At 34.6% G+C, this 16,257-nt stretch carries 11 protein-coding genes; 5 read left to right on the top strand and 6 right to left on the bottom strand.

Annotated features, from left to right (window positions below):
• Position 1: 1 nt before the first annotated feature.
• From BTR34_RS11265 to BTR34_RS11245, 5 genes are all read right to left on the bottom strand, one after another.
• A complete protein-coding gene (locus tag BTR34_RS11265) occupies positions 2-4,801 on the bottom strand; it encodes a Calx-beta domain-containing protein (protein ID WP_082960101.1) in 4,800 nt (1,599 codons plus the stop codon).
• A gap of 156 nt (positions 4,802-4,957) precedes the next feature.
• A complete protein-coding gene (gene fabD / locus BTR34_RS11260; RefSeq protein WP_068481627.1) occupies positions 4,958-5,845 on the bottom strand; it encodes an ACP S-malonyltransferase in 888 nt (295 codons plus the stop codon).
• 70 nt (positions 5,846-5,915) lie between these two features.
• Positions 5,916-6,431, bottom strand: a complete 516-nt coding sequence (locus tag BTR34_RS11255) for a gamma carbonic anhydrase family protein (protein ID WP_068481624.1) — start codon at positions 6,429-6,431, stop codon at positions 5,916-5,918.
• 87 nt (positions 6,432-6,518) lie between these two features.
• Positions 6,519-7,250 carry a LytR/AlgR family response regulator transcription factor gene (locus BTR34_RS11250; protein WP_068481621.1) on the bottom strand — a complete coding sequence of 244 codons (732 nt, stop codon included), beginning with the start codon at positions 7,248-7,250 and terminating at the stop codon, positions 6,519-6,521.
• Positions 7,247-9,451 (bottom strand): histidine kinase, encoded by a 2,205-nt coding sequence (locus BTR34_RS11245; protein ID WP_068481618.1) that lies wholly within the window; start codon positions 9,449-9,451, stop codon positions 7,247-7,249. The genes BTR34_RS11250 and BTR34_RS11245 overlap by 4 nt, the downstream gene beginning before the upstream one ends.
• Positions 9,452-9,655: 204 nt before the next feature.
• On the opposite strand from BTR34_RS11245, the gene BTR34_RS11240 reads away from it, so the two are divergent.
• Positions 9,656-10,834, top strand: coding sequence for a vWA domain-containing protein (locus BTR34_RS11240; protein ID WP_068481615.1), 1,179 nt, complete (start codon positions 9,656-9,658; stop codon positions 10,832-10,834).
• 45 nt (positions 10,835-10,879) lie between these two features.
• Here BTR34_RS11240 and BTR34_RS11235 read toward each other — a convergent pair whose 3' ends face one another.
• The gene (locus tag BTR34_RS11235; RefSeq protein ID WP_068481611.1) at positions 10,880-11,902 is read right to left on the bottom strand and encodes a PorP/SprF family type IX secretion system membrane protein; all 1,023 of its coding nucleotides are present in this window, start codon (positions 11,900-11,902) and stop codon (positions 10,880-10,882) included.
• 123 nt (positions 11,903-12,025) lie between these two features.
• Between BTR34_RS11235 and BTR34_RS11230 the strand changes: the two genes are divergently transcribed.
• The 4 genes from BTR34_RS11230 to BTR34_RS11215 all read left to right on the top strand — a co-directional run bounded on the left by BTR34_RS11230 (position 12,026) and on the right by BTR34_RS11215 (position 16,206).
• A complete protein-coding gene (locus tag BTR34_RS11230; RefSeq protein WP_068481608.1) occupies positions 12,026-12,937 on the top strand; it encodes a NifU family protein in 912 nt (303 codons plus the stop codon).
• Positions 12,938-13,008: 71 nt separating this feature from the next.
• A complete protein-coding gene (locus tag BTR34_RS11225; protein WP_036151958.1) occupies positions 13,009-13,209 on the top strand; it encodes a dodecin family protein in 201 nt (66 codons plus the stop codon).
• Between the two features lie 68 nt (positions 13,210-13,277).
• Positions 13,278-15,329 (top strand): thioredoxin domain-containing protein, encoded by a 2,052-nt coding sequence (locus BTR34_RS11220; RefSeq protein WP_068481605.1) that lies wholly within the window; start codon positions 13,278-13,280, stop codon positions 15,327-15,329.
• A gap of 52 nt (positions 15,330-15,381) precedes the next feature.
• Entirely contained in the window at positions 15,382-16,206 is an 825-nt protein-coding gene (locus BTR34_RS11215) for a mechanosensitive ion channel family protein (protein WP_068481602.1), read from the top strand.
• Positions 16,207-16,257 lie beyond the last annotated feature (51 nt).

Here is a 16,257-nt window from a genome sequence, read left to right as displayed (position 1 = left end):
TTTATCTTATAAGCTGTATCCAACCCTTATCAAGAATTGCGGGTTCATTATTAATGCTATAATTTATAATATAAAAATAAGTGCCCTTAGGTACCTCTTTGCCTTTATAGGTACCATCCCAAACATCAACAGTTCTTTGCGTATTATTAGCAACTATACTGCCCCCCTCAAAAACACGATTACCATAGCGGTCATGAATTACAATTTTATAATTTATTCCTGCATCTGCTTTGGTTAAATCGTCCCTAAGATTAATTCTTAGTACATCGTTAGTATTATCTCCATTGGGAGAAAATTGGTTGAATAGAAAGCCAGGGTCAGCCGTTGTAGGAACATTGACGTTAACTTCTACCGTACTTGTATTATTTAGTTCATTACTATCTGCAGGAGATGACCTTACAAGCGTAGCTACATTACTAAAAGGGCCCACTATAGGCACGGTCACTGTAATCTCCAGTGTTACTGCGTTTTGCTCACCAACTTCAAGAGATTCAATACTCCATATACCAGTCGATACATCATATTCGCCTATACTAGCTAAATGACTTATATATATAAAACCAGCATTTGGCTCAGTAGGAAGAATATCTTCAATTTCGATATTAGTAATCGTATCTCCGTTTTTAGATTTATTCTCTACTCGGATAGTAAAGGTTATTTGCTCTCCTATTAATGGTGTTTTATTATCAACATTCTTTATAATTTCAAGATCTATTCCTTCAGGTGCTTCTGTATTAAGAGTAACCATAGATTCGTCATTATCAGGATTGTTATCTGATGGAATAGACTCTAATAAAGTAGCGGTATTAACATAAGGGCCATTTTCAGAAACTATGACTGTTATAGACAAAGTTGTAGACAAGCCTGCCTCTAGTTCTGCAATATTCCACAAACCTGAAATTTCATCATAATCAGTAGTAGATTTAGACACGAATTCAAAACCTAATTCCAATAAATCACCAACTACAATAGCTCTGGCGGTTCTATCGGACAGGTTCGTAACTGTCACTTCAAAGATTACAGTATCGCCCACTAAGGCATCTTCATTATCAACTGTTTTAAGAACCTCTAAATCTATTGGATCATCACAATTTGGCGAAGCTATAGGATCACATGGATCATCGGGATCTGATCCATTTGTTTGCTCGTCTAAATCTGACAAACCATCACCGTCAGTATCACAAGACCCATTAAATCTGTTTGGCAAACAGGGGTTGGTATTTGCCGGATCCTGTTGGTCATTTACACCATCATTATCTATGTCATCTATATTTGAATCTAAAGCATCTATAATACCATCTTCATCCTCATCTAATGGGTTTGCTAAATCATCACCCACTTCTACACCGTCTTCAATACCATCACCATCCGTATCTGGATTATTAGGATCTAATCCTAAAGCAACTTCTTGACCACCTAATAGTCCGTCATTATCTTCATCTGACTCACAATCACTTACATTAATAGTAACCTCAACACTATTATTTGTACATGGCGTGGTAGAATTCGTTGTAGTAAACCTAAAAACATATGCGCCTGAGGCAAAACCTACAAAATCAACAACATTAGTAGAGCTTATGTTTACACTACTTTCTGGTCCTGACACAAAGACCCAAACACCCGGATCAGCTTCTGTAAGTCTAGCATCTAAGTCTAAACTTGTAAGTCCGTTTGCAGCAACACTACATATGGACCCATTTTGTACCGTACCCGTTGCAGCCTGAAATCCTATTCTTGCAATAACTGGTTGTCTTTCTGTAGCACATCCATTTTCAACAGCTTCAACATAATATGTAGTAGTAGCAGATAAATTTGGCGTAGTATATGTTTCCCCAAAGGAAATAGGTGTATCTGAATCAATAGTAGCATACCAGTTTACAGATGCCCCGACACTAGGTTCTACATTTAACAACAATGTACCAGGACCACAGCGCTCATTACCATTTATCGTAACTAGTTGTGGAATAACATTGCGTACAATTTGTACTTCTATAGTTCCACTAGCACAATTATTAGCTTCATCATAGAAAAAACCATAATATGATGCTGGTGTATTTACATTTTGCGCTTCTGCAGAAGTTAAATGAGATGTAGTTGTTAACGGAGTAGAAACTCTACTCCAAGTTAACACCGTACCACTTGGAGCGACACTACTCGTATAATCAAATAAGTTTGCTGAAAAAGGAGATGTTAGGGTTTCTACACAATAGATAGTAGATACTGATGTATCTAATACGGGTGCTGCCACACAATTATCATCATCGTTTATAGTACCAATTGCTGTTCCTCCATTTGCTAGCTGAACGTTATTTGTCGGCAAACTTAATTGAACACTAAAGGTTTCCGTGCTCTCCAATACTTGATCATTATTAATGGATACAGGAATTGTTTTAACTTCCCCTGCCGTCCCATTAAAAATAAGTGTATTATTAGGTGAAACATTTCCTTGGTAATCAACTCCACCGCCAGTTGCGGTATCATCAAAAAATGAATAAGAAACAGTTGTACCACCTACGACCGCTATATTCAATACTACATTAAAAACAAGTTCGCCAGAGGCTAAATCTTCATTTACAGTAACGTTCGAAACTGTTAAAGTTGCTTGATCATTATCATCAATTTCAACGGTAGCTGTACGTGTAGCGGTAGCACCTAAAACATAACCCGTTCCAGTACCTAATGTTATAATAACATTTTCGGTCCCTTCTTGTATTTGATCATTAGTAGGTGTTATTAAAATTTGTGCAGATTGTGATCCATTTGGAATACTCACAGCATTTGCACTAATGGCAGAATAATCGGTACCGTTCACCGCAGAACCACTAACTACATAATTTATAGTTATTGAACTTCCCGTATTATTAGGGGCGCTTAAACTTACCGTAAATTCGCCTGTGGCAACCGCACCATTACTCTCTGCTGCTGTAGCATCGGACGCAGTAATTCTTGCGATATTTACATCATCACTTACGATTGTAACATTGGCGCTATTAGGTGTCCCTACAGTATAGTTTGGACTAGTCGCTAAAGTTAAGATTACCGTTTCATTAGTTTCAATTGTTGTATCATTAATAGGTACTACATTAACAGTACCTGTACTTGCACCATTTGCAATAGCTACTGACCCACTTAAAGTATTATAATCTATACCTGCAGTTGCCGTTCCTGTAACATTATAATTCACTGTTACGGGCGAGCCTGTTGTATTGGTAGAATTTAAACTAACTGTAAAGACCCCATTGGTAACCGGACTCTCATTTGAAGTTGCCGTTGATGAAACTACCGAAGCTGTAAACGTATCAGTATCATTTATGGTAACCGTAGCCGTTCTAGTAGCGGTAGCTCCTAATTCATAACCAGCTCCTGTACTTAAATTTACAATTACGGTTTCAGGGTTCTCTACACTATTGTCATTAATTGGAGTAATGGTAACGGTTCTACTCTGTTGGCCATTTGCAAAAGAAACCGAACCCGATAAGGCCGTATAATCTGTACCCGAAGAAGCCGTACCGCCCACAGTATAGCCTACAACCACAGGGCTACCCGTATTATTTATAGCATCTAGGCTAATAGTAAACGTCCCTGTATTGGTTACCGTAGTTGCTTCTTCTGCAACATTATCAGTTGCCGTGATTGTAGCTGTAAATAGATCATCATCAACTATGGTTACCGTATCTGTGTTTAAGGGACCAATTTCATAAGAAGAACTACTAACACTATTTAATGTAATAACAACTGTTTCATTTCCTTCCACCAATGCATCTTGATTAGGTAGAATATTAATATTGGAAACAGAAGCTCCATTGGCAAAAGATGCATTACCAGAAATTATATAATCAGCAGCCGCACCTTCAGTAGCTGTGCCTGTTAATGTGTAGTCCACTATAACAGTGCCTCCTGTACTATTTGCTTCACTTAATTCTATTCTAAATCGTCCATCTAGTCCAGACCCATCTTCATTAGTTGTTGGCCTATTGGCAACAACATTTACTTCAACAACGTCATCATTTAAAATGGTACCAATTGCAGTATCGCCGGCATTTACATTTGAATTCGAATCACTAGTTAGCGTAACATTAAAAGTTTCATCATTTTCAACGACATTATCATTCCCTGTAGTGACCGCCATTTGTTTAATGGTTTCACCAGCTAAAAAAGTAACTAAACGTTGAGTACCGTTATAATCTTCTGGATGCGTAAAGCCAGTGCCGCCACTTGTTGCAGTTCCGCCTCCAAAATTTACGGTAACCGTATGGTCATACTCTACCGGGTTGTCTAAGCGAATATTAAAAACTAGATTATCACCCTCATCCGCCTGAACGTCAGCAATATCTAATGTTGCAAAATCGTTATCTTCAATTATTAAAGTAGCCGAATTATTCGCGGAACCAGGAATAATAAAGTAATCATCTCCATCTAATAAAAATATGGTAACGGTCTCATCGCCCTCTACAAATGCGTCATCAACAATTCCGTCAATTTCTATAAAGCCTGATGTAGACCCAGTTGGAATTAACAATTCTCCCGAAGTTCCATTCCTATCTACACCATCAATAGCAGTCGTCAAAAGGTCGTTAACGTCATATTTTATTGTAAAATCTTGATTAGGAATAAAAAAACCCCCGAGAGTAACTTCGAAACGCGCTGTACTGTTTGGCCCTAAAGTCTCACTTCCATTTCTATCAACCGAAATAGTTGCAAATTGTCCACTTATATTAATGGAAAAAAACAATAATCCCAGGTATAAAAATTTGACAAGAATACTTTTAGAATTCAGCCTAGTGATGTAATTCATTTTCATAGTGTACTTTTCAATTCCATTAATTCGGTAGATGGAAACTTCTATCTCCAGACCAAAAATAAGGGCCTCAATATTACAAAAAAATCAAGGTAAAGCCCTCACAAACAGTTGAAAAAAGGATTTTTGGGTTGAATGGTCATATTAAGGAAACAATAGCTAGTCTGTTAGCTCGGGAGATTGAGTTGTAACCGAAGGTTCTATTTTTTTTATTAAACCTTGTAATACTTTACCTGGGCCAATTTCAGTAAATATGGTTGCTCCATCTTTTGCCATTTGTTGTATACTCTGTGTCCACTTCACAGGAGCAGTTAGTTGAAGCATAAGGTTCTTCTTAATTTCAACTGGGCTATTTACGGCAGTTGTCGGTACATTTTGGTATATAGGACAACTAGGGTTAGAGAAATTTGTATTATCTATTGCAGCTGCCAATTCTTCTCTTGCCGGCTCCATTAATGGTGAATGGAAAGCACCACCAACTGGTAACATTAAAGCGCGTCTTGCACCTGCTTCTTTTAATTTTTCACATGCTTGCTCTACTGCAGCTATTTCACCAGAAATTACCAACTGTCCAGGGCAATTATAATTTGCAGCCACAACAACACCTGTAGTTTCTGCGCATATTTTCTCAACTATGGCATCGTCTAATCCTAAAACTGCCGCCATCGTAGATGGCTTAAGCTCACATGCCTTTTGCATTGCCAAAGCTCGTTGCGACACCAATTTTAATCCGTCTTCAAAACTTAAGGTATTATTTGCAACCAATGCAGAAAACTCACCCAAAGAATGGCCAGCAACCATATTAGGCTTAAAAGAAGTACCCATTACTTTACTAAAAATAACGGAATGTAAAAATATGGCTGGCTGGGTAACCTCAGTTTCTTTTAAACTATCGGCAGTACCATTGAACATTACCTCAGTAATTTCAAAGCCTAATATATCATTTGCCTTTAAAAATAACTCTTTTGCAATAGGGTATTTTTCATATAAATCTAAACCCATTCCAACAAATTGAGCACCTTGCCCAGGAAAAACATATGCGTTCATAACTTTTAGTTTTGGTGCGTCAAAAATACGTATTTTAGATAGATTGTAATGTTCATATTATCAACGGTGACTATTTCGAGTCTTTAAACCAGCCAGAATACATTGTATAAGCTTCGGCAATTCTGTTTATTTCACCAGAACTCAACTCTGGACTAATATCTTTTATTTTCTTAGCAGGCATGCCCGCAAAAATACTTCCTGAGGGCACATGCGTACCTTTTGTTAGTACAGCACCCGCAGCTATAATACTATTACTTTCTACAATGCAATCATCCATTATAATACTTCCCATACCTATTAAAACATTATCATGCACGGTACACCCATGTACAATGGCATTATGGCCAATAGAAACGTTATTACCTATTGTAGTTGGTGATTTTTTATACGTACAGTGAATAACAGCACCATCTTGAACATTTACTTTATCACCCATTTTAATAAAATGAACATCGCCACGAAGCACGGCATTAAACCATATACTACATTGCTTGCCCATTATTACCTCACCTACCACAGTTGCATTTTCAGCAATAAAACAATCATCACCAATTATAGGCTCTTTACCTCTTACTCCTTTTATCATTCTTATATTTTTAAGAGTTCAACAATTAGCTCCTGAATATATTTTAATTATTAGGTTTGGAATACTCTAAGTTCACCTTTAAGTTTTCTAGTTAAAAAAAGCAAGAAAGTCTTTCTTTTTAGATGCAGATACCATTAATTCTTTACCGTTAGACATTACTACACTGCCTCCTTTACCTTTTCTATATTTAACTACTTCATTTACATTCACTAAATAAGATTTATGCACCCGGGCAAAAGGAAACTCGGTTAAAGCATCTTCAAAATACTTTAATGTTTTACTCACTAAAATTTTCTTATTCAGCAAATATATCTCCGTATAATTATCATCGGCCTTACAATATAAGATTTCGGACACATTTAAAATTTGAAATCCGTCTTGTTGAGGCAAGGTTAGCTTACCTTCTACTCCTTTCGTTTTTGTCGTTAAAACTTCACCCTCTAAGCTTGCTTCTTTTTCGCGAACTCCTTCTACATAATTTACTGCATTTATTAATTCATCTATATTAATAGGCTTAGTTAAATAGTATGCAGCATGATTGTTTAGTGCATCTTTGGCATAATGGTCATACGCGGTAACAAATACGGTCTCAAAAGTTCTATCTGGTAGTTGCTCTAGCAAATCAAACGCATTGCCAAAAGGCATTTCAACATCTAAAAAAACGATATCAAGTACATTGTTCTCTATTAATACCAAAGCTTCTTTTATAGAGGAAGCCTCACCTACCAAATTAATACTAGGACAATATTTAGCTATATAATTTCTTAGAATTTCTCTACTATTGGCCTCATCTTCGACCAAAATTGCTTTTAAACTCATTTTTCTTTTTTTAATATAAAAAGTACTTTGGTACCTGTCCCGTCTTTTTCCAAGTCTGAAATTTCAATATCAACTTTATCGGAATACATATCGTTTAAAATTGCGACACGTTTTTTAATTATCCCCATACCTTTAGATTTTTGTTTCTTTTGATTCTGCGTTTTAATGGAAGCCGATTTCTTACGCCCAATGCCATTATCAGTTATACAAATGGCTATTGAATTCTTTGAATTTTCTTTAACTGTAACAGAAAGTTCCCCTTTAGATTCGCGGTATCTAAGGCCGTGCCAAATAGCATTTTCTATATATGGCTGTAATAACATTGGTGGAATTTGAAATTTAGACACCTGTACATTCTCATCAACAGTAATGTTATAATCAAACTTATCTTCAAATCTAGAATGCTCCAGTTGTATATACAATTCCAGCTGCTGTAATTCTTTTTCTAATGGAATAAAGTCTTCTTCAGAATTTTCTAATACAGAGCGCATTAAGGTAGAAAAATTACTTAAATACCTGTTTGCGCTTCTTTCGTCGTTCTTAGAAATAAAATTATTGACCGAATTAAGTGCATTGAATATAAAATGCGGATTCATTTGAGACCTCAACGATTTTAAGGCTAACAAGTTATTTGCCAATTTCTGTTGTTGATTGCTTCTATAAAAGAAAAATGCAGCTAATAGTGTAAGTAATAGTCCAAAAATTAACGAATATATAATCCATTCTTGTCGCTTATTACTTTCTTGGACTAACTCTTGCTCAGTTAAAGCTAAATCATATTTACTTTGGGACAATTCGCGCTCTTGTTCTAAACCTGTAAGTCTGTTTTGAGCGCTGGCAATTTCTCTATTAAACCGTGTAGCCCTGGAAATTTCCTGTTCTTTACGGACATATAAAGAATCTACCAAAGCCACATACGATTGGTAGGTATCTAAAGCTTTTGTAAAATCACCTTTCTCCTTATATACTTCAGATAATTTCCTAGTAGCATCTTTTTGCACAACCAAATCATCTTCTGAATTTGCTTCAACAATACTTTTTTCTAAGAAGGGAATAGCTTCGTTGTACTTATCCTGAGAAATGTATGCATTTGCTATTTTGTAATTAATACGTTGCGAAGTAATTGTATCGCCTAAATCTATTTTTTTTATACCTGCCTTTGGCGAATTAAGTTTTTTCAATTCTTGCAAACTATTCTTTCGCATTGTAATTTCCTCACTATACCTGCTTTTCGTATTATAGAAATCGGCCACTTTTTCCTTTTCTTGCAGTGCTCTTTTAGGTTCTAATTGATTTGCTAACTGAAGAGAATTATCATAATAAGCCTCAGCCTCCATGGCCTGGTTTGTTTGTGAATAGGTATCCGCTATTTTAGAATTTAGATCTGTCATTTTTGATGTCATCTGATTTTTATCAGCAATCAAAAGACCTTTATTATATAATTGAATAGCCTCGTTTACTTGATTATCCCCTTTTTTTGCATCTCCCAACAATTCATAAAGCTGTGTACTTTGATGAGGAGGAATTGTATTAATGCTTAAAAGCGGATTCAATAATGTAATTGTTTCTTTAAACCTATTAGTTAAATTATATGCCTTGCCTAATAATAAAGATGTAGAAATTGTCTTATTGGCATCTAAAGCATCCTCGTAATTATCAATAGCTAGATCTAACTGTTTGTGGTATTGATAAATTTCTCCAAGTTTAGATAAAGATCTTGCAAGTTCTTTTTTTCTACCTCTTTTCCCTAAAATAGAAATGGATTGCGCTACATAATCAATACTCTTCTCTATATCTTGCGCCTTATATTTATCCGCAGAATCTAAAAGAGATTGATGGGAAAAAGAAATATCTGCCGAGGATTTAGATTTAGAATTTATAGTGGAAGATTCAAAATCTTCCACAAGAATTAGAACATCATCATTCTCTTTTACCAAATACCGTAAAGTTTCTATATCGTTATGCTGAATGGTAAGTTCATCTCCTATACTGGTTCTTATTTGAAATTCGCCAAGAGCGTTTGTCAGCACCATGACTCCCATATTATTTGAAACCGAAACACCAGAAATAGGTTGGCGAGAACTTTTCACTTCTACCCTACCTTTTAAATTAAACTTTACCCCACTATTTTGAGTTTGGGCATAACCTAACAAAGTTCCAAAAACAAAAAATAGTAATATGTATATTTTTAAATTTTTCATGAGCTATAACTACTGTAAACTTAGCTGATTTCTACGGCACAAAAAAATAGGAAATACGACAAGAACACCTTTTCTATACCCATTTTACTAGGTTAACAAACTCAAAATACCACTTAACTAAGCGAAAATACTCCTTTACTCATTTCAACTATTATGAGAAATACTTTGAATGTAGTTTGGCCTTGAAATTAAAAAAATAAAACTATGAAAATCATCAAACAATTTGGAACCTTGGCAATTGCCTTGCTTACGCTATCAACTTTATTTGCTTGTAATTTAGAAAATAAGAAAAACCCAAAAATACTATTAGCACAGGCCACAGAATCCCCAAAACCAACTAAAGACAATAATACAGTACAAATAGCTCTATTGTTAGATACCAGCAATAGTATGGATGGACTTATAAACCAAGCAAAGTCGCAGCTTTGGGATATTGTAAACGAATTTAGTTTGGCAAAATGTGGAAATGAGACAAGACCTAAATTACAGATTGCACTTTATCAATATGGTAATGACAACTTATCTGCAAATGAAGGATACATACAACAAGTTTTAGGTTTTAGTAGCGACTTAGATGAAATTTCTGAAAAACTATTTTCATTGACGACTAACGGTGGCGAGGAATATTGTGGTAAAGTATTACAAACTTCTTTACAACAATTACCATGGAATAAAGATCCAGATTTATTACGCATGATTTTTATTGCCGGAAACGAACCTTTTGACCAAGGCCGTTATAACTATAAAACTGCGCTTACGAATGCTAATGAAAAAAATGTTGTAGTAAATACCATATTCTGCGGTAATTATGAACAAGGCATTAATACCTATTGGAAAAATGGAGCTACACTTACCGGAGGAGAATACATGGCCATTGACCATAACAAAGAAGTAGTGCATGTAAAAACACCCTACGATGAAATCATTATTAAATTAAACTCACAACTAAACAAAACCTATATTTCTTATGGTTCTTTAGGTAAACAAAAAATAATTGCTCAAGAAGTACAAGATAAAAATGCCCTGTCTTTACAAGAAGCAGTTGCCGTAAAAAGAGCCGTTAGTAAAAGTTCTAGACTTTACAATAATAAAAATTGGGATCTAGTTGATGCTTATGAAGATGAAGATTTTGAAATTAGCGAAATTGAAATAGATGAACTACCTGAAGAATTACAAGGTAAAAATGAGGAAGAAATAAAAAGCTATATAGCCCTCAAGAAAAACGAACGTGAAAAAATTCAAAAAGAAATAAAGGAAGTCAACGCCAAGAGATTGGCTTTTATCTCCAATAATGAAAAAAGCAATAAATCTGGTGAGTTAGAAAACGCTATGATACAAGCAATTAAAAAGCAAGCTACAGCTAAAAACTATAGTTGGGAATAGAAATTAAAAATTTATGAGGTCTGCTCTAAAAGGGCAGACCTTATATTAGTTAGCTGCAGGGCAGTAACAATCGTATTTACGTTCCGTTTGTCCAAAATCGTAACCCAAGGTAATTTGATGAAAACCTCCGTTATCGAAACGAATATCACCCATTTGATATGAATAGTTGTAAGATACCATAAAATTATTAATGTTCGCTCCGACAATGGGGGTAATTAATTGTAAACGCTGTTCTCCAAAACTACCGTTGTTTTGAAATTGGGCACCGTCAAAACTTCTCCTATATGAAAGTCCACCCCAAATACGTCCAAAATCGACATCTCTGTATACTTTAGCATTAACATCCATGGTTTTCTCCTTGGTAAATTCTGTTAATTGAAAAAGTACAGAAGGTTCTACTTGCCATTCGTTTCTGCCAAATACATACCCAGCAGAAACTAAAAATCTTCTAATATTATCAATAACTAATTGATCTGGGTTATCTTGCCTATCTCTATAATAAACATTTCTTTTACTACCAGTTAACGCATTAGTCACTGCAAAATGTGTGTAGAATTCTTGAAAATTATACGAAAGACCAATATCCACATTAGTATAAGATGCGCTTAATTTAATACCTGCAACTGCTGGATCAGGTGTCACAGACCTAAATTCTGTTTCATCTAAACTACTTTGTAAAATAGTAGCACTTAAACCAAAAGACAATTGATTTAACACCCTAACATCATTACTACCCATTCTTAAATGATGTGCATAGGTTAATTTTAAACCTGTTTGTGAGTGGTAACCATTAGCATCGTTAAAGACAATTGCACCAATACCACTTGGCGAATCTCCCAATCGAAAATGTGCGTTAATGGTTTGCAAACTTGGGGCATCGTCAACATCAAACCACTGTTTTCTTGCGGTAGCCCTAATCTTACCTCCTTCACTAATCCCCGCCATAGAAGGGAAAACCAAATAATAATTATCAGATAAGTAATCAAAATAAACAGGAATACCCTCTTGGGCCGTAGATTTAGAACCTACCAAAAGTAAAACTAGTATCAGTAAAAAGTTATATTTCATCTTGGGACTTTAAAACTAAGGTTTAGTTTCGATATTATAAAGTGTATAACGGGTTAACCATAACATTATTATGTACAGCTAAACTAAGATTTCCTTTGTATTTTTGCATAAATTATTTAAAAAATGAAAGAGTATTCTATTACGGTCGTTAAGACCAATAACCCCAATATATTAAAGTTCGAAACTAATCATCTCTTAGTTCAACGCAAAAATTACGAGTATAAAAATATTGATGAAGCTAAAAATTCCCCATTAGCCCAGCAATTATTTTACCTACCTTTTATTAAAACGGTATATATATCTGGTGATTTCATTGGACTTGAACGATATGACATAGTTCAATGGGAAGATGTGAAAGATGAAGTTGCACAGCAATTGGTAGAATATTTAAACGCTGGTGAGCCTATTGTGATCGAAGAGGATATGGACAAACCAATTCCTGTAACGGTTTATGCAGAAGTTACACCTAATCCTTCTACCATGAAATTTGTGGCCAGTAAAAAAATTGTTGGTTCTGCCTTCGAATTTAAAAATATAGATGAAGCTAGAGATTCCAAATTGGCAACTGCCTTATTTCAATTTCCATTTGTAAAGCAAGTATTTATTGATGAGAATTATGTTTCGGTATCTAAATACGAAGTGGCCGAATGGGAAGATATCAGTATTGAATTAAGAGACGTAATTAGGAATTTTATTGCCGATGGTAAAGAAATTGTTGCTGACAATGCTAAGTCTTTGCATACGGAAGCTCAAGTTTCTGAAACAGTTTCTGCAGAAAATAAAATTGCATTAGATGAAACTTCACAAGAAATTGTTGACATATTAGAAGAATATGTAAAACCTGCTGTAGCCAGTGATGGTGGTAACATCATGTTTAAATCATATGATAAAGAGAGCAAAACTGTAAATGTAATTTTACAAGGTGCATGTAGCGGATGTCCGTCTTCTACCTTCACTTTAAAAAATGGTATTGAAACCATGCTTAAAAATATGATGGGAGATAAAGTAAATGAAGTAGTAGCCTTAAACGGTTAATTATTGTTTGAAATGAACCAAACATTCCTTTCAAATTTTGTATCTTAGAAGGAATCTAAAAATCATTAATTATGGCAGTTTTAAAAGTAATTGAAATATTAGCAAATTCAGACAATGGCTGGGAAGATGCAGCAAAAAAAGCGGTTGCAGAAGCATCTAAGTCTGTAAAGAACATTAAATCGGTTTACATCAACGAGCAAAGTGCTACCGTTGAAGATGGTAAAATAAAAAATTACAGAGTTAATGTTAAAATCACATTCGAGGTGAAATAACTAAAATTAATATAATTTTAAAAGCGCCAATTGGCGCTTTTTTTTGTCCATAAATTAAAATCATCCTCATGGCTGAATCTCCAAAATACACCAATAAACTAATTGAAGAAAGTAGCCCATACCTTCTTCAACATGCCCATAACCCTGTAAATTGGGTTGCTTGGAATGATGAAGTTTTACAACAAGCAAAAGAAGAGCAGAAACTAATTTTAATTAGTATTGGTTACGCCGCCTGTCATTGGTGCCATGTTATGGAGCATGAATGTTTTGAAGATGAAGAAGTTGCGAAAGTGATGAACAGTAACTTTATAAACATTAAAATCGACCGTGAAGAAAGACCGGATATTGACCATATTTATATGGATGCCTTGCAAATGATGACTGGTAGTGGAGGTTGGCCGTTAAACATACTTGCTCTTCCTAATGGCAAACCATTTTGGGGTGCCACATTTGTTAAAAAACAAGAATGGATACAAGTATTAAATCAGCTTCAACAACTTTATGTAAAAGACCCTAATAAAATTATAGACTATGCAAATAATATGGCGCAGGGTTTAACAGAAATAAATTCAATTTCTATTGGTGAAAGCCAAAATCTAATTCAGAAAATCGAAATAGATAAAATGGTTGCAGATTGGTCTAACTTTTTTGACACATTTTTAGGTGGGTACAAACGAGCACCTAAATTTATGATGCCCGTAAATCTTAATTTTCTACTTCATTATGGGTATGTTCAGAAAGACACAAGAATAAATGAATACGTAAACACGACCTTAACCAGGATGGCTTGGGGAGGCATATTTGACCATGTAGGTGGTGGCTTTTCTAGATATTCTGTAGATACGAAATGGCATGTACCACATTTTGAAAAAATGCTTTATGATAACGGACTGCTTATTAGTCTTTATGCCAATGCATACGCTGCTACCAAAAATATACTCTACAAAAATGTTGCAGAAAAGTGCATTTCTTTTCTTGAAGAGGAACTACTAGATAAAAGCAACGGACTTTATTCTTCCTTAGATGCAGATAGCTTAAACGCAAATAACCATTTAGAAGAAGGCGCTTTTTATGTTTGGCAGAAACATGAGCTAATAGAGATATTAAAGGATGATTATTTAATATTCGCAGATTATTTCAATATAAACTCCTATGGTTTTTGGGAAGAAAATAATTATGTATTGATAAGAGACCATGAAGCAATTGAAATTGCTAAAAAACATTCTATAAGCGAAGCGATTCTAAAACAAACTATTAATAATTGCTTAATTAAATTAAAAGCGGAGAGGGAAAAAAGAAACAGACCTAGATTAGATGACAAGATTCTAACTTCTTGGAATGGTTTAGCCTTAAAGGGACTTACTGAAGCTTATAGATATTTAGAAAATGAAACTTATTTAGATTTAGCATTAAAAAATGCCCATTTTATTCTAAACAATATGATGACCAAAGATGGTGGCTTATACCGTAATCATAAAAATGGAAAAAGTACTATTGAGGGCTTTCTGGAAGACTACGCATCAGTTATTAATGCCTTCTTGGAGCTTTATGAAGTTTCTTTTGATGAGAAATGGCTTAATCAAAGTTTGCAATTAACAGAATATGTAATTAAAAATTTCTCAGATACCGATACCGGACTTTTCTTTTTCACACCCAATCATAATGACCATCTTATTAGAAAAACATTAGAAGTTGCAGATAATGTAATTCCGTCTTCGAATTCTATAATGGCACACAATCTTCATAAGCTGTCAAAATATTTTCCAGAAAATCATTTTGAAATTCGTCTTCATCAAATGATGAAAACCATGAACTCATCTATTTTAGAAAATCCCCAAAATCATGCAAATTGGCTTCATCTATCACTTCTAATGAGTCAGGAATACTATGAAGTTGTCTCAATAGGTGATAATTTTAAGCTCATTTGCCAAACCTTACAAAAGAACTACCTGCCAAATGTTATCTTTGCAGCTTCCAACTCTGAAATTAGCGAATTACCCTTGTTAATGAATAGGTACGTTAAGAATAAGACCTTAATTTATGTATGCAAACATGGAACTTGTCAAATGCCTGTTGAAGATCCAAACACCGCTCTTAAGTTAATTAATTCAGAGTTTTAAAATTTCAATCCTAGAATTAAAAATCCCGGGTAAAACATTAAACAAAAAAACTATGGAGAAAATAATGAATCTACAAGAACATGCGGATAATGCAATAACATGGATATGGGGCGTTCTCCCCAACTTGTTATGGGCAATATTTCTTTTAATTGCCGGTACTTACCTCATACGATTCATAAACAGAATGATACGTAAGTTCTTCATAAAAAAAGACTACGATTTAGCCTTGGAAACATTTCTTCAAAGCTTCATTAGTATAGCTTTAAAAATAATTTTATTTGTTCTCGTTATTACCCAGTTAGGAGTACAAACAACCTCCTTAGTTGCTGTGCTTGCTTCCGCAGGTTTAGCCATTGGTCTAGCACTGCAAGGATCACTGGCAAACTTTGCTGGCGGAGTTTTGATCTTGTTATTTAAACCTTTTAAAATAGGAGATTTTATATCTGCCCAAGGTGTAGATGGAACGGTGAAAGAAATTTCGATTTTCACTACCAAAGTAAGCACATTCGGCAACCAAATAGCAATTATACCAAATGGTCAATTATCGAACAATACCATTACCAATTATAATGCGCAAGATACAAGAAGAGATAAAATAGATGTGGGTATTGGATATAGTTCTAACATAAAAGAGGCTAAAGAAATTCTTTTGTCCATTTGCAACGAAAAGGAAACAATACTTAAAGCACCTGCACCTGAAGTTTACGTTGGTGAGCTAGGTGATAGTTCTGTAAACTTAACCTTGCGTTTTTGGGCCAATAATTCAGATTTTTGGGCGGCACATTTTTATGTATTAGAAGAAATAAAATACCGATTTGATAATGCAGGCATTGAAATACCATTTCCCCAGCGTGTGGTTACACAAATGAAAAATTAGCATTATTTAAAAGTTGTATTGAATCCTCTAATATATTAGGGGATTTTTTTG

Source organism: Maribacter hydrothermalis, assembly GCF_001913155.1.
Taxonomy (GTDB): domain Bacteria; phylum Bacteroidota; class Bacteroidia; order Flavobacteriales; family Flavobacteriaceae; genus Maribacter; species Maribacter hydrothermalis.
The sequence above is the reverse complement of the archived record's forward strand: the minus strand, read 5'-3'. Positions and strand labels throughout refer to the sequence as shown.